Origin of the sequence: Actinorugispora endophytica, from assembly GCF_004363075.1 — a bacterium.
Classification (GTDB): Bacteria; Actinomycetota; Actinomycetes; order Streptosporangiales; family Streptosporangiaceae; genus Actinorugispora; species Actinorugispora endophytica.
The window spans coordinates 78,874-100,551 of sequence record NZ_SNYN01000018.1 but is presented as its reverse complement, the minus strand read 5'-3'; the positions used below and the strand labels follow the sequence as shown (position 1 = coordinate 100,551).

Below are 21,678 nucleotides of genomic sequence, written 5' to 3'. Positions count from 1 at the left end.
CGGTGGTTTTGTTGACGGTCGTGGGGGGGGTTGGCGGGTGGGGGGCCGGGCGGGGCCCCCCCCCCCCCCCCCCCCCCCCCCCCCCCCCCCCCGGGGGGGGGGGGGGCGGCGCCCCCCCCCCCCCCCCCCCCGCCGGCGCTTCTCGGTACAAGCCCTACTGCGCGATGTCCAACCGCAGCGCCTGGGCCCCCCGCAGGTACACGTGCTGCAGGTCCGCGCGGGGGCGGTCCGTCTCCACGTGGGCCATCAGGCGGACCACGCGGGGCAGAGCCCTCGGCACCGCGATCTCGGTCGCGCACATGAGGGGAACGTCGGTGAAGCCGAGCTTGCGCGCGGCCAGCGCCGGGAACTCCGAGGTGAGGTCCGGGGTCGCCGTGAACAGCACGCTGATCACGTCATCGGTGACCAGCCCGTTCCTGCGCATGACCTCCGAGACCAGTTCGGCGGTGGCCTCCAGGACGAGGTCGCGCTCGTCCGCCTCCACCTGGACCGCACCGCGGACCGCTCGTACCGCCACTTGTCATCCTCCCGATCGCATGGGCTACATCCCTGCGGCAGTGTAGAGCTCGCTGATCTCCTTCGAGGTCAGCGCCCTCATCGTGCCGATCTTCAGGTTGTTGATCCCGATCGGGCCGACCTGGGTCCGCGCCAGGTCCACCACCGGGTGGCCGACGGCCTCCATGAGGCGGCGCACGATGTGCTTGCGTCCCTCGTGCAGGCGGATCTCCACCAGCGCCCGGGGATCGGCGTCGTCCACCACGCGGAAGGAGTCGACCTCGACCGGGCCGTCCTCCAGCTCCACGCCCTCGCGCACCCGCTTGACGACCTCGCGTGTCACCGGGCCCTGCACCGTCGCGATGTAGGTCTTGACGACCTTGTAGCGCGGGTGGGTCAGCCTGTTGGCCAGCTCGCCGTCGTTGGTGAGCAGAATCAGGCCCTCGGTCTCGGTGTCCAGCCGGCCGACGTGGAACAGCCGCTCGTCGGTCTGGCCCGCGTAGTCGGCGAGGGTGGGGCGCTTCTCCGGGTCGGACATTGTGCTGACCACGCCGCGCGGCTTGTTCAACGCGTAGTAGAGCAGGTCGGGGGCGGTCGCGACGCGCATGTCGTCCACCCGGATCTCGGACTTCTCCGGGTCGACCCGCGCTCCGAAGCGCCGTACGATCTGGCCGTCGACGGACACCCGCCCCTCGGCGATCAGCTCCTCGCTGGCGCGCCGGCTGGCCACACCCGCCTGGGCGAGGGCCTTCTGCAGCCGGATGCCGCCGGGCACGTCGACGTAGCTGTCACGCGCGTCGTCGGACGCGTCGTCGTCGCGGGGGTCGTACTCCGCGCGAAGGGCGCGGAGCCGGGCCTGGGCCTTGGCCGACAGGTCGCGCTCGGAGCCGCCCTGGCGGACGGGGGACCGGCCACCGGTGGAACCGCCGCGGGGGCGGTCGTCGCGGCGCTCGAACGAACCGCCCGAACGCGCGCCACCCCGATCATCACGACGAGGACGGTCATCCCGACCGCCCCCAAAGGAACCGCCGCGCGGACGGTCGTCGCGACCACCCGCGCCACCGCGCGAGTCACGGTCGCCGTACCCGCCACGGGAACGGTCGTCACGACGTTCGAACGAACCGCCCGAACGCGCGCCACCACGCGAGTCGCGGTCGCCGTACCCGCCACGCGGGCGGTCGTCACGGTCACGGCCGTAGGAACCGCCGCCACGCGAGTCGCGGTCGCCGTACCCGCCACGCGGGCGGTCGTCGCGGCGCTCGAACGAACCGCCCGAACGCGCGCCACCCCGATCATCACGACGAGGACGGTCATCCCGACCGCCCCCAAAGGAACCGCCGCGCGAGCGGTCGTCGCGACCACCCGCGCCACCGCGCGAGTCGCGGTCGCCGTACCCGCCACGGGGACGGTCGTCGCGGTCGCTGGGGCCACGTGAGCCCCGCCGGTCGTCGCGACCACCGGCGCCACCGCGCGAGTCACGGTCGCCGTACCCGCCACGCGGGCGGTCGTCACGGTCACGGCCGTAGGAACCGCCACCGCGCGAGTCACGGTCGCCGTACCCGCCACGCGGGCGGTCGTCACGGTCACGGCCGTAGGAACCGCCACCACGCGAGTCACGGTCGTCCCGACCGCGCCCGTAGGAGCCGCGCGGGCTGTGGAGGTCGCGGTCGCCGTCGCGGCGCCCGGACTGGTTGGATTCGCCGCGCTCACCGCGCGGGGCGGACCGGCCGCGCTCACCGCGCGCGCCGTGGGGGCCGCTGTTGCCGCGGCGCCCGTCATCATTACGTGTGTTCACCGGTGTCGTCGAGACCTTCGATGTCGTCGGGCAGGAATGGTGCGAGATCGGGGAGTTCGTCGAGGCTCCGCAGGCCGAGCCGCTCCAGGAAGTAACCGGTGGTGCGGTACAGCAGCGCTCCCGACTCGGGATCGTTTCCGGCCTCTTCGATCAGTCCCCTCAGTACGAGGGTACGCATAACGCCGTCGCAGTTCACACCGCGCACCGCTGAGACCCTGCCCCGCGAGACGGGTTGGCGGTAGGCGACCACCGCCATGGTCTCCAGCGCGGCCTGGGTGAGCCGGACCTCGTGGCCGTCGCGCAGGAAGTGCTCGACGGCGTCGGCGCACTCGGGCCGCGTGTAGAAGCGCCACCCCTCGGCGACCTCACGAAGGTCGAAACCGCGTTCCTGCTCGGTGTATTCCCGCGCCATCGCGCGCAGCCGCTCCGCGACCTCCTCCACCGGAACCCCGAAGGCGCGCGCGAGGTCGTACTCCGCGACCGGCTGGTCCACGACCATCAGGACCGCCTCCAGGTCCCGGCGCAGCCGCTCTCGGGGCGGGTCCTCCCCGGTCCCGTCCGTGCTCTGGTTCACGCCGTTCCCCCGTCCTCGTCGTCGCCCGGCTCCCGGGTCCTCCCGTACTCGTCGGCCACCGCGACCTCGCCGTCCCCGCTGCCGGTCCAGGTGACCAGGAGCTCGCCGAGCGGCTCGGGCTGGTCGAAGCCGACGTTGCCCGCCCGGTACAGCTCCAGCAGCGCCAGGAACCGCGCGACGACCTCGAAGGTGCCGGCGCAGTCGCGGGTGAGCTCGGCGAAGGTCAGGCCGCCGTGCTCGCGCAGCGCCGCCACCACCAGCACCCCCTGCTCGGCGACCGAGGTCCTGGCCTGGTGGATGTGCGTGACCGGGACGCTCGGCGGCTCCTTCGGGGTGAGCGCGCGGGCGGCCAGCGCCGCGAACTCCCGCGGGCCGAGCCTGATGAACACGTCGGGGCGGGCCTCGGCGAAGCGCGGTTCCAGGGGCACCGCCCGCGGGAAGCGGCGCCCCTGGGCCGCCAGGCGCTCCACGAAGACCGCGGCGACCTCCTTGTACGCCCGGTACTGCAGCAAGCGCGCGAACAGCAGGTCGCGCGCCTCCAGGAGCGCCAGGTCCGCCTCGTCCTCCACGTCCCCGCGCGGCAGCAGCCGCGCCGCCTTCAGGTCGAGCAGCGTGGCCGCCACCAGCAGGAAGTTGCTCGCCAGGTCGAGGTCCCAGGCGTCCCCGTAGGCCTTGATGTGCGCGATGAACTCGTCGGTGACCCTCGACAGCGCCACCTCGGTGATGTCCAGTTTGTGCTTGGCGATCAGCCCCAGCAGCAGGTCGAAGGGGCCCTCGAAGTTGTCGAGGCGAACCAGGAAGCCGCCCTCGGGCGTCTCGTCGGCCGTCATCGCCGAGGCGGGGGTGGTGCGGTCATGTCACCCAGAGTGCCATCTCCGTCACGCCCCCGCCTCAGTTGTCACCGAGCCGTTGCACCAGCATGCTGGCCTCGCCGTGCTCCTCGAAGTCGCTCAGGAGCACCGCCACGGCCTCCCGCACGATCCGGCCGCGGTCCGCGCTCAGGCCGTGCTCGGCGCGCAGCGTCAGGCGCGCCTGCTCCAGGGCGAGGAGTTCCGCGGCGGAGATGTACACCGTGATCTTCTCGTCGTGGCGCTGGCGGCCGCTGGGCTGCGGCGCGGCGCGCGGCTTGGGCGCGGGTCCGCGGCCCCGCCCGGACGGCTCCCCGGATTCGGGCCGCGCCACCGGTTCGGGCGCGGCGGGCGCCGGTTCCGGAGCGGCGGCGGGCGGCGCGGACGTGGGCCGGAAGAACAGTTCGGCCGCGCCGGGCAGCGTCACGCGTCGTGGACGCTGAGAGGCCACCTGGCGAGCACCTCCTTGGCCAGTTCCCGATACGCGTTCGCGCCCGCCGACGAGGAGTCGAAGCGCGTGATCGGCTCCCCCGCGACGGTCGCGTCGGGGAACCGGATGGTGCGGTTGATGACGGTGCTGTACACCTTGTCGCCGAACCCGTCGATGATGGTCGCCAGCACCTCGCGGGCGTGCAGGGTCCGCGGGTCGTACATGGTGCCCAGGAAACCGTCGATGACCAGGTCCTCGTTGAGCCGCTCCTGGACCTTCTGGATGGTGTCCATGAGCAGCGCGACCCCGCGCAGCGCGAAGAACTCGCACTCCAGGGGCACGATCACGCCGTGCGCGGCGGTGAGCGCGTTGACGGTGAGCAGGCCCAGCGACGGCTGGCAGTCGATGAGGACGACGTCGTAGTCGTTGATCACCGGGGCCAGCGCGCGGCCCAGCATCTGCTCGCGCGCGACCTCGCCGACCAGCTGCACCTCGGCCGCCGACAGGTCGATGTTGCTGGGGATCAGGTCCAGCCCCTCGACGCCGGTCTTGAGCAGGACGTCCTCGATGGTGACGTCGCGCTGCATCAGGAGGTTGTAGACGGTCAGGTCCAGCTCACGCGGGTCGAGCCTGCCCAGGCCCACGGAGAGCGCGCCCTGGGGGTCGAAGTCCACGAGCAGGACCCGGCGGCCGTACTCGGCGATGGCCGCCCCCAGGTTGATGGTCGTCGTGGTCTTTCCGACCCCGCCCTTCTGGTTGCACAGCGCCACGACCCGCGCGGGTCCGTGATGATCGACTGCGACCGGCTCCGGAAAATCCGGCTTCGGTCTGTTTATCGTGGTCAGAGCCGCCCCCGTGCTGCGTGTTTGCCCCCACGGGCTGCTCGCCGACTCGGTCACCGCCGCGTTGTCGGTGGGCGCGGGAGCCCCCGTGTCCACCCCGTCGTATCCGGACCAGCTCACAACCCAGGACCTCCCTACGGACCGGTCGTCCGCACCGGTTCTCGCGAACCGGTTGACAGGCCGTCGGAAAAACTCAATTTGTCGACAGCGTTGCACCGTCGTTCGGCGACTCTAGAACGTCCGGTGCGGGTGAATCAACGCGACACTCGCGCCCGGGGGTGCGCCGCCGCGTACACCTCGCGCAGCCGGTCCACCGTGACCAGGGTGTAGACCTGGGTGGTGGCGACCGAGGCGTGACCGAGAAGCTCTTGAACGACGCGTACGTCGGCGCCCCCGTCGAGCAGATGGGTGGCGAAGGAGTGCCGGAGGGTGTGGGGTGACACATCACTCAGTCCGGCGCGCCCGGCCGCCGCGCGCAGCACCGCCCAGGCCCCCTGGCGGGTGAGTCGGCCGCCGCGCGCGTTCAGGAACAGCGCGGGCGTGCCGCGCCCGGCCGCGGCCAGCCGCGGGCGGGCGCGCACCAGGTACGCCTCCAGCGCCCCGCGCGCGAAGCGCCCGACCGGCACGAGGCGCTCCTTGCCGCCCTTGCCCCGGAAGCGCGTCACGTCCACCTCGGCGTCGCCGTGCCCGGCCGGACGCAGCCGCTCGATGTCGTCCACGTCCAGCCCGACGGCCTCGGAGATGCGCGCCCCCGTCCCGTACAGCAGCTCCAGGAGCGCGCGGTCGCGCAGCGCCCGGGGGTCCTGGCCGTCCCCCACCGCCGCGAGCAGCGACTCGACCTGGTCCAGCGCGATGGCCTTGGGCAGGCGCCTGGCCGGGGTCGGCGGACGGACCTGCCGCGCCGGGTCGTGCCCGGTGATGCCCTCGCGCAGTGCGAAGCGGTGCAGGCCGCGCACGGCGACGACGGCGCGCCCGGCGGAGTTCGCCCCCAGCGGGGGGTGGTCCGCGTCGCCCTCGCGCAGACCGCGCAGGAACGCCGCGACGTCCTCCGCGCGGACCCGGTCGAGGCCGCCGATCCCGCGCGCGGCCAGGAAGCCCAGGTAGCGGCGCAGGTCCCGGCGGTAGGACACGAGGGTGTTGTCGGCCAGGCCCCGCTCCACCGTCAGGTGGTCGAGGTACCCGCGCACGGCCGAGCCCAGCGCGGGCGCGGCCGGGTCCGGCGTCTGCTCGGCCATCGTCGCGGCCTCCCTCCCGCATTCGGGGAGATGATGCCATACCGGACACCCCCGCCCGCGCCGACGCGCCCGGGCCCGCCCCGGGCCGTCCTCAGCCGGCCGCCGGGCGCAGGGCGGCGAAGCCGTCCCGCGCGGCGGCGTGCGCGGCGAGGATCCCGATGACGGTGGCGGCGTTGTGCAGACGGCCCGCCAGGACCGCGGCGGCCGCGTCCTCCAGCGGTACCCACTCGATCGGCATGTCGGCCTCCTCGTGGATCCGGGTGAAGTCCACCTCCTCGTCCGGGACCTTCGTCAGGCCGCGGGCCAGGAACACGTGGATCCGCTCGGTGGAGAAGCCCGACGAGGGGAAGAAGTCGGCGAGCTCGTGCCAGGTGTCGGCCCGGTAGCCCGTCTCCTCCAGCAGCTCGCGCCGGGCGGCGTCCACGGGCGGCTCGCCGTCCACGTCGCGCAGCCCCGCGGGCAGCTCCCACAGCCGGTGCCGGACGGCGTGGCGGTACTGGCGCAGCAGCAGCACCCGGCCCGCGTCGTCCAGGGCCAGCGCGGCGACCGCGCCCGGGTGGACGAAGTAGTCCCGGGCCACGCTCTCCTCGCCGTCGGGGCCGGGCATGCGCACCCAGTCCGTCGCCATCCCGGCCTTGGGGCCCCGGTAGCGCTCCACGGTCCGGTCCACCGGCCAGGAGTCCGGCGCGTCGACGACCTCGCCCATCAACGCTCGACCGATCCCCTGGCGTACCCCAGCGCCGCCTCGACGAGCCCCGCGAACAGCGGGTGCGGGCGGGTGGGGCGCGAGCGCAGCTCGGGGTGGGCCTGGGTGGCCACGAAGAACGGGTGCGCCTCGCGCGGCAGCTCCACGTACTCCACCAGCTTTCCGTCGGGGGACAGGCCCGAGAACACCAGGCCGGCCTCCTCCAGCCGCGGCCGGTACGCGTTGGCCACCTCGAAGCGGTGCCGGTGCCGCTCGGAGACCTCCTCGGCGTCCCCGTAGGACTCCCTCACGATCGAGCCCGCGGCGAGCCTCGCCGGGTACAGGCCCAGCCGCATCGTGCCGCCCATGTCGCGGTCGCCCGCGATCACGTCGGCCTGGTCCGCCATGGTCGCCACGACCGGGTGCTTGGCCTTGTCGTCGAACTCGACGCTGTTGGCGCCTTCGAGGCCGGCCACGTCGCGGGCGTACTCGATGACCATGCACTGCAGGCCCAGGCACAGGCCCAGCAGCGGGATCCTGCTCTCGCGGGCGAACCGGATCGCGCCCAGCTTGCCCTCGATCCCGCGCACCCCGAAACCGCCGGGGATGAGCACGCCGTCCACACCGTCCAGCTCGCTGGCGGCGCCCTCCTTGCTGGCGCAGTTGTCGCTGGCCACCCAGCGGATGTTCACCCGGGTGCGGTGCGCGAAGCCGCCCGCGCGCAGCGCCTCGGTGACCGACAGGTAGGCGTCGGGCAGGTCGATGTACTTGCCGACCAGGGCGATGGTGACCTCGTGGTCGGGCTGGTGCACGCGGCCCAGCACGTCGTTCCACTCGGTCCAGTCCACGTCGCGGAAGGCCAGCCCGAGGCGGCGCACCACGTAGGCGTCCAGGCCCTCGCGGTGCAGCACCTTGGGGATGTCGTAGATGGAGGGCGCGTCGGGGCAGGACACGACGCCGCCCTCGTCCACGTCGCACATGAGGCTGATCTTGCTCTTGAGGCTCTGCGGGATCGGCCGGTCCGAGCGGCACACGATCGCGTCGGGCTGGATGCCGATGCTGCGCAGCGCCGCCACCGAGTGCTGGGTGGGCTTGGTCTTCAGCTCACCGGACGGGCCGAGGTAGGGCAGCAGCGAGATGTGCAGGAAGAAGCAGTTGTCGCGGCCGATCTCGTGCCGGATCTGGCGCGCGGCCTCGAGGAACGGCTGCGACTCGATGTCGCCGACCGTACCGCCGATCTCGGTGATGACCAGGTCCACGTCGGCGGCGTCCATCGCCAGGATGCGGGACTTGATCTCGTTGGTGATGTGCGGGATGACCTGCACGGTGTCGCCCAGGTAGGCGCCCTGGCGCTCCTTGGCGATCACGCTGGAGTAGATCTGGCCGGTGGTCACGTTGGCCGACGCCGACAGCTCGGTGTCCAGGAAGCGCTCGTAGTGGCCGATGTCCAGGTCGGTCTCCGCCCCGTCGTCGGTGACGAACACCTCGCCGTGCTGGAAGGGGTTCATCGTGCCCGGGTCGACGTTGAGGTAGGGGTCGAGCTTCTGCATGGTGACCCGCAGGCCCCGCGACTTCAACAACCGTCCCAGGCTGGAGGCCGTCAGGCCCTTGCCGAGGCTGGAGGCGACGCCGCCGGTGACAAAGAGGTGTTTGGTGCTCGCGGCGGATGCCAAAGTGGTTGCTCCCGTGGTCGTATGGCTACGGATCGCCTTCAAGTGCGACAGGCGACCGTGCGGTGTCCGCAGGCGGCGGGTCGGATCGCCGCCAGATGCCCTGGACTCCACGGGCCACCAGGATAACACCGTCCCTACCAGGTTCTGGCGCCACGCACCAGAACACGGCCTAGGAGGCGGGGAAACCCCCCGCCCGCCCCAGGAGCGCGGGGGGCTCCTTGCCCAGCCTGGACCCCAGCCAGGCGCCCGTCCGGGCGATCGCGCCCGCGTCCACACCCGTGGCGACCCCGCTCCGGTGCAGCATGTACAGCAGGTCCTCGGTGGCGATGTTGCCGGTGGCCGCGGGCGCGAACGGGCAGCCGCCGAAGCCCCCGGCGCTGGCGTCCAGGACCCGCACCCCGGCGCCGTGGGCGGCCAGGGCGTTGGCGTAGCCGGTGTTGCGGGTGTTGTGGAAATGGCAGCGCAGCACCGCCCCGTCCGCCACCGCGCGTACCCGCCGGACCAGGTCCACCACCTGGGCGGGGACCCCGACCCCGATGGTGTCGGCGAGCGCGACCTCCACCGCGCCCGCCTCCGCCGCGCGCCGGGCGACCTCGACGACCCGCTCGGGCGGGGTCTCGCCGTCGAACGGGCAGCCGAACGCGGTGGAGACCGTCGCGCTGACGGGCGTCCCCGCCTCCCGGGCCGCCGCGGCGACGTCCTCGAAGACGTCCAGCATCTCGTCCACCGTGCGGCCCTGGTTCCGGACGCAGAACCCGTCGGTGGCCGGGACCGCCACGTTCACCTCGTCCACTCCTGCGGCCAGCGCCCGGTCCAGGCCCCTGCGGTTGAGCACCAGTCCGATGTAGGAGACCCCGGCGCCGCGCCGGACCCCGGCCATGACCTCCTCGGCCCCCGCCATCTGCGGCACCCGCGCGGGGTTGACGAAGCTGACCGCCTCGATCCGGCGGACACCCGCCGCGACGGCCCGGCCGATCAGTTCGAGCCTGTCGTCGACGGACAGGACCCTGCTCTCGTTCTGCAGTCCGTCCCGAGGCCCGACCTCGACGACCTCGACGCGCTCCGCGTCCATGGCACCCTCCCCGCTCGCCGGAACCGACAGCCCCGCGCCCAGCCTATTGAGGTTCGCCGAAGCCGCGCGGACCCCCGCCGGAACGCGGCGGCGCGGACCGCCGGTTCGGCCGGTCCGCGCCGCCGGTACGGGTCAGCGCAGGGCCAGGGCCGGGCGGACCTCCCAGGTGGTCCACAGCGGCCGGTACCCCATCCGGTGCCAGAACGGGCCCGACAGCGGGTTCATCACCGCGTAGTTCAGCAGCGTGACCGCGATGCCGTGGGTGTCCAGGGCGTGGTGCGCCTGGCTGATCAGGGCCGTTCCGATGCCGCTGCCGCGCTCCTCCTCGGCTACCACTCCATAGCCGATGTAGGCGGCGGGCGCCGCGTTCACGAGCGGGGACACCCAGCGGGCCCGCTCGGGCGGGGACACCCAGATCAGGCCGACCGGGCGGCCGCGCCGCTCCGCGAGCCAGATCCACGACGGCGGGCGGCTCAGCGCCCGGGCCACCACGCGCCGGGTCTGCTCCGCGGTCTCGGGCTGGATGAACACGCCGCCGAAATGCTCCTCGTAGCGGTGCTCCTCCATGACCAGGCTGACCACCGCCGCCAGGTCGTGCATGTCCGCGAGTCTGATGGTGACGTCGCGCTGCGGCAGCGACGGGGGGACCCCCCTGCGTCGCCGGCGCGCGGCCAGCACGGAGAACGGCTGCAGGCCGTGGCGCTGCAGCGGGCGCACCCCGCACACGTCCCGGGCCGGCCAGGTCAGCAGCGCGGCCGACTCCGACCCGGTTCCGCTGGGCAGCTCCTCCAACTGGTCCCGCCAGCTGGTCAGCAGCGAGTCCAGCGCGCCCTCGGGATCGGGGCCGCCCACGAGCGGGGTGATCCAGTGCTGGTCCGGGACTCCCCAGGTCCGGCCGATCTCGCCGGGCTGGTACCAGGAGTAGCGCATGGTCCCGGTGGCCATCGGCCGGCCGGCCTCGTCGCTGACGGTCAGCAGCGGGTTGGTGTTGAGCCGTGGATGCGACGGTGCGGGCAACAGTGGATCGATCTCCGCCCAACGCCTGGCAACCGATCCCACGAGCAGGTCGAACTCGGCTGTACCGTCCGGCGGATCGTCATGCCGCACCCGCGCGACATAGCCGCTCATTCATCCCTCCCTGGCGGCAGCGCGCTCGCGCACGCACCGCTGGTCGCTAGCGCCCCGCCGCTAGGTCTCTCACCAATCACCCAAAGTGGTGTAATGACTACATAAAGAACAGTATCGTTTCGGGAACCCGCTCGCAGGCAATACGCCCGAAGTTTCCGACTTTGTTTTGAAATTGTCGCCGCGCAATCCCGCTTGAGCCGTCTCCCGATACTGAGCGAAACGGTCCAACCGTAACCGAACACCGACAGTGGCGACGGGGGCGGGGCCGGACACCGCCTTCGCCAAGCCTAGGGGCTTCTCCTTGGAATCCTCCCAGAACCGGAGGATGCCGATCGTACTTCGTCAGGCCGCTCCCGAAAACCAGCGCCACCCGACACGGAGCCAGGAATAGGGAAATAACCCTTATGTCCGTTTTGACGGATCATCCGTCGTGGCCCGATGGGCGGCCGGGCGGCCGGATGGTCCTTCCGCACCGGGCCCTGACGCCACGCGGCCTCCGGAGGCCGCCACCGGTCGGGGACGGGATCCCGTCCTCCGATCCGGCAGACGCTCCCGGTCACCGCGCTAGTTCGCCGCGTCCCCGCCCGACTCGACGGTGTTGTTGCTGCCGAGGTTGGTGACGTTCGGCTCCCCGGAGGCGTAGCGGACGGTGTTATCCGACCCCATCACGTTCACCTGGGCGGCCTCGCCCACGCTCACCTGGTTGCCGTTACCCAGGACGGTCACCAGGCCGCACGCGCCGTTGAGGGTGACCGTGGCGTTGTCCGCGGCCACGTTCGCGTCGCGCCCGCCGCAGTCCTCGGTGACCGTCCCCCCGTCCGAGGCCACGTTCACCAGTTCGTCGGTGACCACCGCGCCGCCGTCGGCCGCCCCCGGGCTGCCCTCCTCGCCCGAGATGCCGATCTCGGTGTCGCCGTCGCCGACCGAGACGTCCCCGTCCTCGCCGATCGAGATCCCCGCGCCGTTCTCGTCGCGCAGGTCGATACCACCGCCGCACCCCGCGGCCATGGCCGTGACCAGCACCGTCGTACCCGCCACGGCCAGAATCCGACTCCGCATCCCGACTCCTCCTGTAAGACCACGCCCACCGGCAGCCGGACCGGCTCCCGTACATGAGACTGCGCCCACGGCGGAAAAGTTCCGGAGACCCGGCCTTTACAGGGACCGCACGACGCGGCGGACCCGGCGGGACCCGGCTCAGCCGATCCCCGCCTCCTCCATCCCCCGCAGCTCGCGCTTGAGCTCCTTGATCTCGTCGCGCAACCGGGCCGCGAGCTCGAACTGCAGGTCCGCGGCCGCCTGGTGCATCTGCTGGGCGAGCTGGTCGACCAGCGCCGCGAGCTCGGCCCGGGGCATGTTCGCGATGTTCTCCGGGCGCCCGGCCGCGCCGTGCTTGGCCAGCCCCGGCACCGGCGCCCTCCCCCGGCTCTCCTTGCGGTACCCGCCGCTGAGCAGCTCGTCGGTGTCGACGTCCTCGCGGTTGAGCGAGTCGAGGATGTCCGCGATCTTCTTGCGCAGCGGCTTCGGGTCGATGCCGTGCTCGGTGTTGTAGGCGATCTGCTTGGCGCGGCGCCGGCTCGTCTCCTCGATGGCCGCGGCCATGGAGTCGGTGACCCGGTCCGCGTACATGTGCACCTGACCGGCCACGTTGCGCGCCGCGCGCCCGATCGTCTGGATCAGCGAGGTCCCCGAGCGCAGGAACCCCTCCTTGTCGGCGTCCAGGATCGCGACCAGGGAGACCTCGGGCAGGTCCAGGCCCTCGCGCAGCAGGTTGATGCCGACCAGCACGTCGTACTCGCCCGCGCGCAGCTCGCGCAGCAGCTCCACCCTGCGCAGCGTGTCGACCTCGCTGTGCAGGTAGCGCACCCGGATGCCCAGGTCGGTGAAGAAGTCGGTGAGGTCCTCGGCCATCTTCTTGGTGAGCGTGGTGACCAGCACCCGCTCGTCGCGCTCGGCGCGCACCCTGATCTCGTGGACGAGGTCGTCGATCTGGCCCTCGGTCGGCTTGACCACCACCTCGGGGTCGACCAGGCCGGTGGGGCGGATGACCTGCTCCACCACGTCGCCGCCGACCCGCTCCAGTTCGAACCGGCCGGGCGTGGCCGACAGGTAGACGGTCTGCCCGATCCGCTCGCGGAACTCGTCCCACTTGAGCGGGCGGTTGTCCATCGCCGAGGGCAGCCGGAAGCCGTGCTCCACCAGGGTGCGCTTGCGCGCGGCGTCGCCCTCGAACATGGCGCCGATCTGCGGGACCGTCACGTGCGACTCGTCCACGACCAGCAGGAAGTCCTCGGGGAAGTAGTCCAGCAGGGTGTTGGGCGGTGTGCCCGGCTCGCGGCCGTCGAAGTGCATCGAGTAGTTCTCGATGCCCGCGCACATGCCCATCTGCTCCAGCATCTCCAGGTCGTAGGTGGTGCGCATGCGCAGCCGCTGCGCCTCCAGGAGCTTTCCCGCGCCCTCCAGGTCGGCCAGCCGGGCCGCCAGCTCGGTCTGGATGTCCTTGACGGCGCGCTCCATGCGCTCCGGTCCCGCCACGTAGTGCGAGGCCGGGAAGATGTACATCTGCTCGCTCTCGCCCAGCACCTCGCCGGTGAGCGGGTGCAGGGTCAGCAGGCGCTCCACCTCGTCGCCGAACATCTCGATCCGGATGGCGAGCTCCTCGTACACCGGGATGATCTCGACGGTGTCGCCGCGCACCCGGAAGGTGCCGCGGGTGAACGCCATGTCGTTGCGGGAGTACTGCATCTGCACGAGCCTGCGCAGCAGGTCGTCGCGGTCGATCTCCATGCCCACCTTGACGGTGGCCATGCGGTCCACGTACTCCTGCGGCGTGCCCAGGCCGTAGATGCACGAGACCGAGGCGACCACGATCGTGTCCCGGCGGGTGAGCAGCGAGTTGGTCGCCGAGTGGCGCAGCCGCTCCACCTCCTCGTTGATCGAGGAGTCCTTCTCGATGAAGGTGTCGGTCTGCGGGACGTACGCCTCGGGCTGGTAGTAGTCGTAGTAGGAGACGAAGTACTCGACCGCGTTGTCGGGCAGCATGTCGCGCAGCTCGTTGGCGAACTGCGCGGCCAGGGTCTTGTTCGGCTGCATCACCAGGGTGGGCCGCTGGAGCTTCTCCACCAGCCACGCCACGGTGGCGGTCTTGCCCGTCCCGGTGGCGCCCAGCAGCACCATGTCCTTGTCGCCGGCCTCGGCCCGCCGCGTCAGCTCGGCGATGGCGGTCGGCTGGTCGCCCGCCGGGGTCATCTCCGAGACGACCTCGAACGGGTTCACCGCGCGCTGGATATCGGTCACCGGCCGCATGTCGCTTCAACTCCCCCACGTGGCGTCATAGCCGTCGGCCCCAACCTATCCCCGCCCGGTGACAGAACCCGCTCCCGTCTTCTCCCCACCCCCATCCCCCCCGCTGATCTTGACCTTTTCGGGGTCTCAGAGGCGGTCGAGACCCCGGAAAGGTCAAGATCAGCGGGGGGATGGGGTCACGCCCGTCCGGACCGCGACACACTACCCGCGCGGGGACGCTCGACCCGCTCGGCGCTCCAGCTCCGCCCAGACCTCGGCGACCCGCGCGTCCAGGTCGGCCTCGGTGCCGGAGTTGTCCACGACGACGTCGGCCGCCGCGAGGCGCTCCTCGCGGGTCGCCTGCGCCCTGATCCGGGCGCGGACCTGCTCCTCGGGCATCCCCCGGTCGGCCGTGACCCGCTCGACCTGGACCTCGACGGGGACGTCCACCACGACCACCGCGTCGTACAGTCCGGCGAGGCCGTTCTCGACCAGCAGCGGCACGTCGTAGACCACGATCGCGTCGTCGGCGGCCCGGTCCGTCAGCTCCCTGGTCCGCTCCCCCACCCGGGGGTGCACGATCGCGTTGAGCGCGGCGAGCGCGGCCTCGTCGGCGAACACGATCTCGCCGAGCCGGGGCCGGTCCAGCGCCCCCTCGGCGGTGAGCACCTTCCCGCCGAACTCCGCGACGATCTCGGCGAGCGCGGGCGTGCCCGGCTCCACGACGTCGCGCGCGATCCTGTCCGCGTCGATGACGAGCGCCCCGAGCTCGGCAAGGCGGCGCGACACCGCGCTCTTGCCCGCCCCGATCCCTCCGGTGAGTCCCACTTTCAGCATGGTGGTGATCCTACGGACCCCGCGCGACGGCGAAGGGCCGCCCCCCTGCCGGGGAGCGGCCCTTCTCACGCTGGACGCGCTGTGCTGCGGGGCTGTCAGCCCTCGCCGCCCGCGAGCTTCTCGCGCAGAGCGGCCAGAGCCTCGTCGGACGCCAGGGCGCCGCCGCTGCTCGTGCCGTTCGACGAGGACGACGAGGAGGCGGCGCTGCCGGCGCTCTCCGGCTCGCCCTCGTACGCGGGCTCCTCGGCGGCCTGGGCCTCGGCGGCCTGGGCCTCCTCGACCTGCTTGCGGTGCGCCTCGAAGCGGGTCTGAGCCAGAGCGTACTGCTGCTCCCACTCGTCGCGCTGGGTCTCGTAGCCCTCGAGCCACTCGCCGCTCTCGGCGTCGAAGCCCTCGGGGTACTTGTAGTTGCCCTGCTCGTCGTACTCGGCGGCCATGCCGTACAGAGTCGGGTCGAACTCGGTCTGGTCGGGCGTGACGCTCTCGTTCGCCTGCTTCAGCGAGAGGCTGATGCGGCGACGGTCGAGGTCGATGTCGATGATCTTGACGAAGATCTCGGTGCCGACCTGGACGACCTGCTCGGGGATCTCCACGTGGCGCTCGGCCAGCTCGGAGATGTGGACCAAGCCCTCGATGCCCTCCTCGACGCGGACGAACGCACCGAACGGCACCAGCTTGGTGACCTTGCCGGGGACGACCTGGCCGATCTGGTGGGTGCGGGCGAACTGCTGCCACGGGTCTTCCTGGGTCGCCTTGAGCGACAGGGAGACGCGCTCGCGCTCCATGTCCACGTCCAGGACCTCGACCGTGACCTCCTGGCCGACCTCGACAACCTCGCTGGGGTGGTCGATGTGCTTCCAGGACAGCTCGGACACGTGCACCAGGCCGTCGACGCCGCCCAGGTCCACGAACGCGCCGAAGTTGACGATCGAGGAGACCACACCCTTGCGGATCTGGCCCTTCTGGAGGGTGTTGAGGAACGTCTGGCGGACCTCGGACTGGGTCTGCTCGAGCCAGGCGCGACGCGACAGGACCACGTTGTTGCGGTTCTTGTCGAGTTCGATGATCTTGGCCTCGAGCTCACGGCCCACGTAGGGCTGGAGGTCGCGGACCCGGCGCATCTCGACCAGGGAGGCGGGAAGGAAGCCGCGCAGGCCGATGTCGAGGATGAGACCACCCTTGACGACCTCGATGACGGTGCCGGTGACGACGCCGTCCTCTTCCTTGATCTTCTCGATCGTGCCCCAGGCGCGCTCGTACTGGGCGCGCTTCTTGGAGAGGATGAGGCGGCCTTCCTTGTCCTCCTTCTGGAGGACGAGGGCCTCAACGTGGTCGCCGACGGCGACGACTTCGCCGGGATCGACGTCGTGCTTGATCGACAACTCGCGCGAGGGGATGACACCCTCGGTCTTGTAGCCGATGTCGAGCAAGACCTCGTCTCGATCGACCTTCACGATGGTGCCTTCGACGATGTCACCGTCGTTGAAGTACTTGATGGTCTCGTCGATCGCGGCGAGGAAGGCTTCCTCTGAACCGATGTCGTTGACCGCTACCTGCGGTGTCGAGGTGGCCTCGGTGCTGCTCGTCATGTGTGGGTGGACTCCGGATGCGGACATGGATAGAAGTTGGACACGCTGTGAGAACACACTGATTCGGATTCGACCGATACAGCCAGGTGAATGGTCGACCACGCCGAGGCGCCATCTCCCCGCGGCCCCGAACACTGACCGACCGACTCGCTCCCGGCACTCGGAGCGGACTCCGGGCCGAGCATGCGCATGCGAATCCACAACGCTCCGACCAGACTATGAGACGGAGGCCTCCTGGTCAATCGGAAGCGCCCCGAAACCCCCCGGAGAACGCCTGATTGTTCCCGATTTCGTCATGTTTGAGGATCGGCCGCCATGGGAAGAGCCCTCCGCAGTCTTGACCGGATACCGAACCGCGTGCTAAGTCCGAGCACTTCCCCCGGTGGTTTCTCCGCTGATCTTGACCTTTTCGGGGTCTCAGCCGCTTCTGAGACCCCGAAAAGGTCAAGATCAGCGGAGAAACCACCGCGGACCGGACGCTAGTCGTCGTCGCGGCGGGAGCGGGAGCGTTTGATGTCGGAGCGGCGGCGCTTGGCGCTCAGGCGGCGCTCCTTGGCGCCGCGACCGGGCTTGGTGGCGCGGCGGGCGCGCGCGGGGGGCGCGGCGGCGTCGGCCAGGAGCGCCGCGAGGCGCTCCCTGGCCAGCTCCCGGTTGCGCGCCTGCGAACGCGATTCCTGGACCGTCACCGTCAGCACGCCCGCGACGAGCCTGCCGCCGAGCCGGCTCAGCGCGCGCTGCCGCTCGGCGTCGTCCAGGACCGTGGTGGCCGCGACGTCCAGCGACAGCGCGACCCGCGTGTCGGAGGTGTTCACGTGCTGGCCGCCGGGCCCCGAGGAGCGGGAGAAGCGCCACACCAGCTCGTCGTCGCGCAGCCCGACGGTCCGGCCGCCCGGTCGCGTGCGGTGCATCGCCGCCTCCCCCCTCGTCGTCGTCCGGCGGCCCGGCCGCTCAGTGCGCGGCGTCGTGCCAGTTGGGTCCCACGCCCACCGAGACGGCGAGCGGCACCCGCAGATCATAGGCGCCGGCCATGTTCTCCGAAACCAGTTTCCGCACCGCCTCCAGCTCGCCCGGCGCGACCTCCAGCACGAGTTCGTCGTGGACCTGCAGGAGCAGCCGGGAGGAGTACCCGCCCTCGCGCAGCGCCCGGTCCACGTCCAGCATGGCGACCTTGATGATGTCCGCGGCCGACCCCTGGATGGGCGCGTTCAGCGCCATGCGCTCGGCCATCTCGCGGCGCTGGCGGTTGTCGCTGTTGAGGTCGGGGAGGTAGCGGCGCCTGCCCAGCATGGTGGCGGTGTAGCCGTCTTGGCGGGCCTGGGCCACGACCTCCTCCAGGTAGTCGCGGACCTTGCCGAACTGGGCGAAGTAGTCCTCCATGAGGACCCGCGCCTCCTTGGGCGTGATGCCCAGCTGCTGGGACAGCCCGTAGTCGCTCAGCCCGTAGGCCAGCCCGTAGTTCATCGCCTTGATCCGGGCGCGCGCCTCGCCGTCGACCTGGTCGGCGGCGACGCCGAAGACCCGCGCGGCGATCTCGGCGTGGAAGTCGTACCCCGTCTGGAACGCCTCGATCAGGGCCTCGTCGCCGGACAGGTGCGCCATGATGCGCAGCTCGATCTGGCTGTAGTCGGCGGTGAGGAGCCGCTCGTGGCCCGGGCCGACCACGAAGGCGCGGCGGATGCGCCGCCCCGCGTCGGTGCGCACGGGGATGTTCTGCAGGTTGGGCTCGGTCGAGCTGAGCCGCCCGGTCGCGGCCACCGTCTGGTTGAAGGTGGTGTGGATGCGCCCGTCCTCGGTGACCGTCTTGAGCAGTCCCTCGACGGTGGTGCGCAGCTTCGTCTGGTCGCGGTGCCTCAGCAGGATGACCGGCAGCTCGTTGTCGGTCTGGGTGGCCAGCCAGGTCAGCGCGTCGGCGTCGGTGGTGTAACCGGTCTTGATCTTCTTGGTCCTGGGCAGGCCCAGGTCCTCGAACAGGATCTGCTGGAGCTGCTTGGGCGAGCCCAGGTTGAACTCCCGGCCCACGACCCGGTGCGCCTCGTCCACGGCCTGGCGCACCGCGGCGGCGAACTCGGCCTCCAGTTCCCGCAGGTAGTCGCGGTCCGCGGCGATGCCGACACGCTCCATCCGGGCCAGCACCCCGGCCAGCGGGATCTCGATGTCGCGCAGCAGCGCGGCCGCGCCGCGCTGGGCGAGGTCGGTGTCCAGGGCCAGGGCCAGCTCCAGCGTGGCGAGGGCGCGCGCCGCCAGTGCCCTGCGGGCCTCCTGCCCCTCGTCCCCGGCCTCCCCCGAGATGTCGAGGGTGAGCTGGGCGCCGCCACCCGCCTGCTCTCCCAGCTCCTTGTTGAGGTAGCGGACGCACAGGTCGGCGAGGTCGAAGTTGCGCCGGCCCGGCAGCGCCAGGTATCCGGCGATGGCGGTGTCGGAGTCGACCCCGGCCAGCTCCCACCCGCGCGCGCCCAGGGCCAGCATCGGCCCCTTGGCGTCGTGCAGCGCCTTGGGGGCCGCGGGGTCGGCGAGCCACCGGGCCAGCGCCGCCTCGTCGGCGGCGTCCAGCCGGGCGGGGTCGACGTGGAGGGCGACGCCCGCGGGCAGCGCGACGGCCAGGCCCGTGACGTCCCCGCCACCACTGCCCCAGCTCCCCTCGACGGCCAGCCCGACGCGGGCCCCCGCGGGGACCTCGGCGGCCAGCCAGTCGGCGAGCCCTCCGGGTTCGACCTCCGCGAGTTCGACGGCGAAGCCCTCGTCCGGGGCCGCCTCGACGGTCGGCTGCCCGCCCTCGTCCAGCACCGCGAAGAGCCGGTCGCGCAGCGACGCGGCGAACTCCAGGGTGTCGAACAGCAGGTTGACGCCGTCGCGGTTCCAGCCGTCCATGGTCATCTCGGCGACCTCGGCGCCGACCTCGACGTCGGTGACGAGCCGGTTGAGCCGCTGGTTGCGCAGCACGTCGTCGAGGTGGTCGCGGAAGCTCTGCCCGGCCTTGCCGGTGACCTCGTCGGCGCGGGCCACCAGCTCGTCCAGGGAGCCGTACTTGGCGATCCACTTGGCGGCGGTCTTGGGGCCCACGCCCGGCACGCCCGGCAGGTTGTCGGACTTCTCCCCCACCAGCGCCGCGAGGTCGCGGTAGCGCTCGGGGGTGACCGCGTACCTGGCCTCGACCGCCTCGGGGGTCATGCGGGTCAGGTCGGACAGGCTCTTGCCCGGGTACAGCACCGTGCAGTCCTTCGTGACCAGCTGGAAGGCGTCGCGGTCGCCCGAGGCGATGAGGACCTCCATGCCCGCGGAGCCGCCCCGCACCGCGAGGGTGGCGATGACGTCGTCGGCCTCGAACCCGGCCACCGAGACGCTGGTGACGCCGATCAGGCCCATCAGCTCCTGCAGCAGCCCCACCTGGCCGTGCAGCTCCGGCGGGGTCTCGGCCCGGCCCGCCTTGTACGCGTCGTACTCCTCATGCCGGAAGGTGGGCTCGGAGCGGTCCCAGGCCACCGCGACGTGCGTGGGGCGCTCGTCCCGCAGCAGTTTGACCAGCATCGAGGTGAAGCCGTAGACGGCGTTGGTGGCCTGGCCCGCGCTGTTGACGAACTTGTCGGCCGGAAGCGCGAAGAACGCGCGGAAGGCCATGGAATGGCCGTCCAGCAGCAGCAGCCGCGGGCGCTCACCGCCTTCGCCGGTCGGGGAGGGGCTGGTCTGCTCGGGGGTCGCCTGTGTCTTCACCACATGAGGAATCCTAGGATGCCGGTGGGACATTTTCGCGTCCCCGGCGATCAGCGCCCTGTGCGCGCCCCTTTGCGACCACGGAGAAACCCCCATGACGATGAGCAACGAGGAATCCGCCGACGCCGCCGGCGTCCCGGGCGTCGGCGGCCTGGGCGAGCTGATGGGGCTGGAGATCCTGGAGGCCACCGCCGACCGCGTCGTGGGGCGCATCCCCGTCAAGGGCAACACCCAGCCGTACGGGCTGCTGCACGGCGGCGCCTCGTGCGTGCTCGCCGAGAGCCTTGGCTCGACCGGCGCGATGATCGCGGCCGGGCCCGGCCGCGTCGCGGTGGGCATCGAGATCAACGCGACCCACCACCGCAGCGCCGTGGACGGCCACGTCACCGGTGTGGCCGTGCCGGTCCACCGGGGCCGCACCCTGTCGACCTGGGAGATCGAGATCACCGACGACCGCGGGAAGCGCGTCTGCACCTCCCGCCTGACCTGCATGCTGCGCGACGCCCCCGGGGCCTGACCGGGAGACGTCAGCGGCCCCGGAAACATCGGAGGATCGGATGCCGGGTCTCGGCACCCTCGTCAACGCCGCCGCGATCGTCGTGGGCGGCGGCCTCGGCATCGCCCTGGGCTCCCGGCTGCCCGAACGCACCCGGGCCGTGGTCACCGACGCGCTGGGCCTGGTCGTCCTGCTGATCGCCGCGCTGAACGCCGCCGAGGTCCTCAGCCCGGACCTGGCCGCGGCGGTGGGCTCCGCCGCGCCCACCCTGATCGTGCTGGGCTCGCTCCTGATCGGCGGGGTCGCCGGATCCCTGCTGCGCGTCGAGGACCGCCTGGAGTCCCTGGGCCTCCTGCTGCGCCGCCTCCTGGCGCGCAGCACCGCCGCCGTGGGCGCTCCCCCGGCCGAACCCGGCGCGCCGGCGCCCGTCCCGCCCCCCGACCGCTTCGTCGAGGGCTTCGTCAGCTCGTCACTGGTGTTCCTGGTCGGCCCGTTGGCCATCCTGGGCGCCATCAGCGACGGCCTCGGCAACGGCATCGACCAGCTCGCCCTCAAGGCCGCCCTGGACGGCTTCGCCTCCGTCGCCTTCGCCGCGGCCCTGGGCGCGGGCGTCCTCGCCTCGGCCCTGCCCGTACTCGTCTACCAGGGCGCGCTCACCCTGCTGGGCGTCGCCCTCGGCAGCTTCCTGCCCGACGCCCACATCGCCGCTCTCACCGCCACCGGCGGCCTGCTGCTCGCGGGCATGGCCCTGCGGATGCTGCGCGTCCGCGACTTCCCCGTCGCCGACCTGCTTCCCGCCCTTTTCGTCGCGCCCGTGCTCACCGCCGTCGTGGCGCTTTTCTGAACCGCCCGGGGCCGCTTTTCCCCGCCTTACCCCTTCTTTGTATTTCGGCTAACCGAAGTTCGCGCCGAAGCGCGTCCGAATACGGCAGGGCGCTATTGGGCGACACTCCGTAAAGAGGCGGGCCGCGCTCCGCTTTTCCGTC

19 protein-coding genes are annotated in these 21,678 nt (G+C 71.9%); 2 read left to right on the top strand and 17 right to left on the bottom strand.

Annotation, left to right across the window (positions count from 1 at the left end; translation table 11 throughout):
* Positions 1–154: 154 nt before the first annotated feature.
* The 17 genes from aroH to polA all read right to left on the bottom strand — a co-directional run bounded on the left by aroH (position 155) and on the right by polA (position 20,199).
* A complete protein-coding gene (aroH, locus tag EV190_RS17890) occupies positions 155–517 on the bottom strand; it encodes a chorismate mutase (protein WP_133742732.1) in 363 nt (120 codons plus the stop codon).
* A 24-nt stretch (positions 518–541) separates the two neighbouring features.
* Entirely contained in the window at positions 542–1,270 is a 729-nt protein-coding gene (locus EV190_RS24440) for a pseudouridine synthase (protein WP_341770563.1), read from the bottom strand.
* Between the two features lie 1,006 nt (positions 1,271–2,276).
* Positions 2,277–2,864 carry an SMC-Scp complex subunit ScpB gene (gene scpB / locus EV190_RS17880; RefSeq protein WP_243742647.1) on the bottom strand — a complete coding sequence of 196 codons (588 nt, stop codon included), beginning with the start codon at positions 2,862–2,864 and terminating at the stop codon, positions 2,277–2,279.
* Positions 2,861–3,694, bottom strand: a complete 834-nt coding sequence (locus EV190_RS17875) for a segregation and condensation protein A (RefSeq protein ID WP_133742730.1) — start codon at positions 3,692–3,694, stop codon at positions 2,861–2,863. Before EV190_RS17875 ends, scpB begins: the two co-directional genes overlap by 4 nt.
* A 61-nt stretch (positions 3,695–3,755) precedes the next feature.
* Positions 3,756–4,163 carry a hypothetical protein gene (locus tag EV190_RS23760; RefSeq protein WP_208113223.1) on the bottom strand — a complete coding sequence of 136 codons (408 nt, stop codon included), beginning with the start codon at positions 4,161–4,163 and terminating at the stop codon, positions 3,756–3,758.
* On the bottom strand, positions 4,136–5,104 hold the full coding sequence (locus tag EV190_RS17865; protein ID WP_133742729.1) for a ParA family protein: 969 nt from the start codon (positions 5,102–5,104) through the stop codon (positions 4,136–4,138). The genes EV190_RS23760 and EV190_RS17865 overlap by 28 nt, the downstream gene beginning before the upstream one ends.
* A gap of 134 nt (positions 5,105–5,238) precedes the next feature.
* Positions 5,239–6,219, bottom strand: coding sequence for a site-specific tyrosine recombinase XerD (locus EV190_RS17860; RefSeq protein WP_133742728.1), 981 nt, complete (start codon positions 6,217–6,219; stop codon positions 5,239–5,241).
* Positions 6,220–6,310: 91 nt separating this feature from the next.
* Positions 6,311–6,925 (bottom strand): NUDIX domain-containing protein, encoded by a 615-nt coding sequence (locus EV190_RS17855; RefSeq protein ID WP_133742727.1) that lies wholly within the window; start codon positions 6,923–6,925, stop codon positions 6,311–6,313.
* Positions 6,925–8,577 (bottom strand): CTP synthase, encoded by a 1,653-nt coding sequence (locus tag EV190_RS17850; protein ID WP_133742726.1) that lies wholly within the window; start codon positions 8,575–8,577, stop codon positions 6,925–6,927. Before EV190_RS17850 ends, EV190_RS17855 begins: the two co-directional genes overlap by 1 nt.
* 169 nt (positions 8,578–8,746) lie before the next feature.
* Positions 8,747–9,649, bottom strand: a complete 903-nt coding sequence (locus EV190_RS17845) for a hydroxymethylglutaryl-CoA lyase (protein WP_133742725.1) — start codon at positions 9,647–9,649, stop codon at positions 8,747–8,749.
* Positions 9,650–9,781: 132 nt separating this feature from the next.
* Positions 9,782–10,777 (bottom strand): GNAT family N-acetyltransferase, encoded by a 996-nt coding sequence (locus tag EV190_RS17840; protein ID WP_133742724.1) that lies wholly within the window; start codon positions 10,775–10,777, stop codon positions 9,782–9,784.
* Positions 10,778–11,341: 564 nt separating this feature from the next.
* Complete coding sequence (locus EV190_RS17835; RefSeq protein ID WP_133742723.1) at positions 11,342–11,836, bottom strand: DUF3060 domain-containing protein; 495 nt, start codon at positions 11,834–11,836, stop codon at positions 11,342–11,344.
* 138 nt (positions 11,837–11,974) lie between these two features.
* A complete protein-coding gene (uvrB, locus tag EV190_RS17830) occupies positions 11,975–14,083 on the bottom strand; it encodes an excinuclease ABC subunit UvrB (protein ID WP_133742722.1) in 2,109 nt (702 codons plus the stop codon).
* 201 nt (positions 14,084–14,284) lie between these two features.
* A complete protein-coding gene (gene coaE / locus EV190_RS17825) occupies positions 14,285–14,899 on the bottom strand; it encodes a dephospho-CoA kinase (RefSeq protein WP_133742721.1) in 615 nt (204 codons plus the stop codon).
* Positions 14,900–14,994: 95 nt separating this feature from the next.
* The gene (gene rpsA / locus EV190_RS17820) at positions 14,995–16,488 is read right to left on the bottom strand and encodes a 30S ribosomal protein S1 (RefSeq protein ID WP_133742720.1); all 1,494 of its coding nucleotides are present in this window, start codon (positions 16,486–16,488) and stop codon (positions 14,995–14,997) included.
* Between the two features lie 479 nt (positions 16,489–16,967).
* Positions 16,968–17,396 (bottom strand): alternative ribosome rescue aminoacyl-tRNA hydrolase ArfB, encoded by a 429-nt coding sequence (gene arfB, locus EV190_RS17815; RefSeq protein ID WP_133742719.1) that lies wholly within the window; start codon positions 17,394–17,396, stop codon positions 16,968–16,970.
* Between the two features lie 40 nt (positions 17,397–17,436).
* A complete protein-coding gene (gene polA / locus EV190_RS17810; protein WP_133742718.1) occupies positions 17,437–20,199 on the bottom strand; it encodes a DNA polymerase I in 2,763 nt (920 codons plus the stop codon).
* 91 nt (positions 20,200–20,290) lie between these two features.
* Between polA and EV190_RS17805 the strand changes: the two genes are divergently transcribed.
* Both EV190_RS17805 and EV190_RS17800 read left to right on the top strand, forming a co-directional pair.
* The gene (locus tag EV190_RS17805) at positions 20,291–20,713 is read left to right on the top strand and encodes a PaaI family thioesterase (protein WP_133742717.1); all 423 of its coding nucleotides are present in this window, start codon (positions 20,291–20,293) and stop codon (positions 20,711–20,713) included.
* 40 nt (positions 20,714–20,753) lie between these two features.
* Positions 20,754–21,536: a DUF554 domain-containing protein gene (locus EV190_RS17800; RefSeq protein ID WP_133742716.1), complete on the top strand. Its 783-nt coding sequence runs from the start codon at positions 20,754–20,756 to the stop codon at positions 21,534–21,536.
* The last annotated feature ends 142 nt before the right edge of the window (positions 21,537–21,678 follow it).

Bases quoted from the DNA above. Each gene is read 5' to 3' on its own strand.
- rpsA (WP_133742720.1), bottom strand. From the start codon at position 16,488: ATGACGAGCAGCACCGAGGCCACCTCGACACCGCAGGTAGCGGTCAAC.
- EV190_RS17845 (WP_133742725.1), bottom strand. From the start codon at position 9,649: ATGGACGCGGAGCGCGTCGAGGTCGTCGAGGTCGGGCCTCGGGACGGA.
- EV190_RS17805 (WP_133742717.1), top strand. From the start codon at position 20,291: ATGACGATGAGCAACGAGGAATCCGCCGACGCCGCCGGCGTCCCGGGC.
- EV190_RS17860 (WP_133742728.1), bottom strand. From the start codon at position 6,219: ATGGCCGAGCAGACGCCGGACCCGGCCGCGCCCGCGCTGGGCTCGGCC.
- arfB (WP_133742719.1), bottom strand. From the start codon at position 17,396: ATGCACCGCACGCGACCGGGCGGCCGGACCGTCGGGCTGCGCGACGAC.
- EV190_RS17840 (WP_133742724.1), bottom strand. From the start codon at position 10,777: ATGAGCGGCTATGTCGCGCGGGTGCGGCATGACGATCCGCCGGACGGT.
- EV190_RS17800 (WP_133742716.1), top strand. From the start codon at position 20,754: ATGCCGGGTCTCGGCACCCTCGTCAACGCCGCCGCGATCGTCGTGGGC.
- EV190_RS17835 (WP_133742723.1), bottom strand. From the start codon at position 11,836: ATGCGGAGTCGGATTCTGGCCGTGGCGGGTACGACGGTGCTGGTCACG.
- uvrB (WP_133742722.1), bottom strand. From the start codon at position 14,083: ATGCGGCCGGTGACCGATATCCAGCGCGCGGTGAACCCGTTCGAGGTC.
- coaE (WP_133742721.1), bottom strand. From the start codon at position 14,899: ATGCTGAAAGTGGGACTCACCGGAGGGATCGGGGCGGGCAAGAGCGCG.
- EV190_RS17855 (WP_133742727.1), bottom strand. From the start codon at position 6,925: ATGGGCGAGGTCGTCGACGCGCCGGACTCCTGGCCGGTGGACCGGACC.
- EV190_RS17875 (WP_133742730.1), bottom strand. From the start codon at position 3,694: ATGACGGCCGACGAGACGCCCGAGGGCGGCTTCCTGGTTCGCCTCGAC.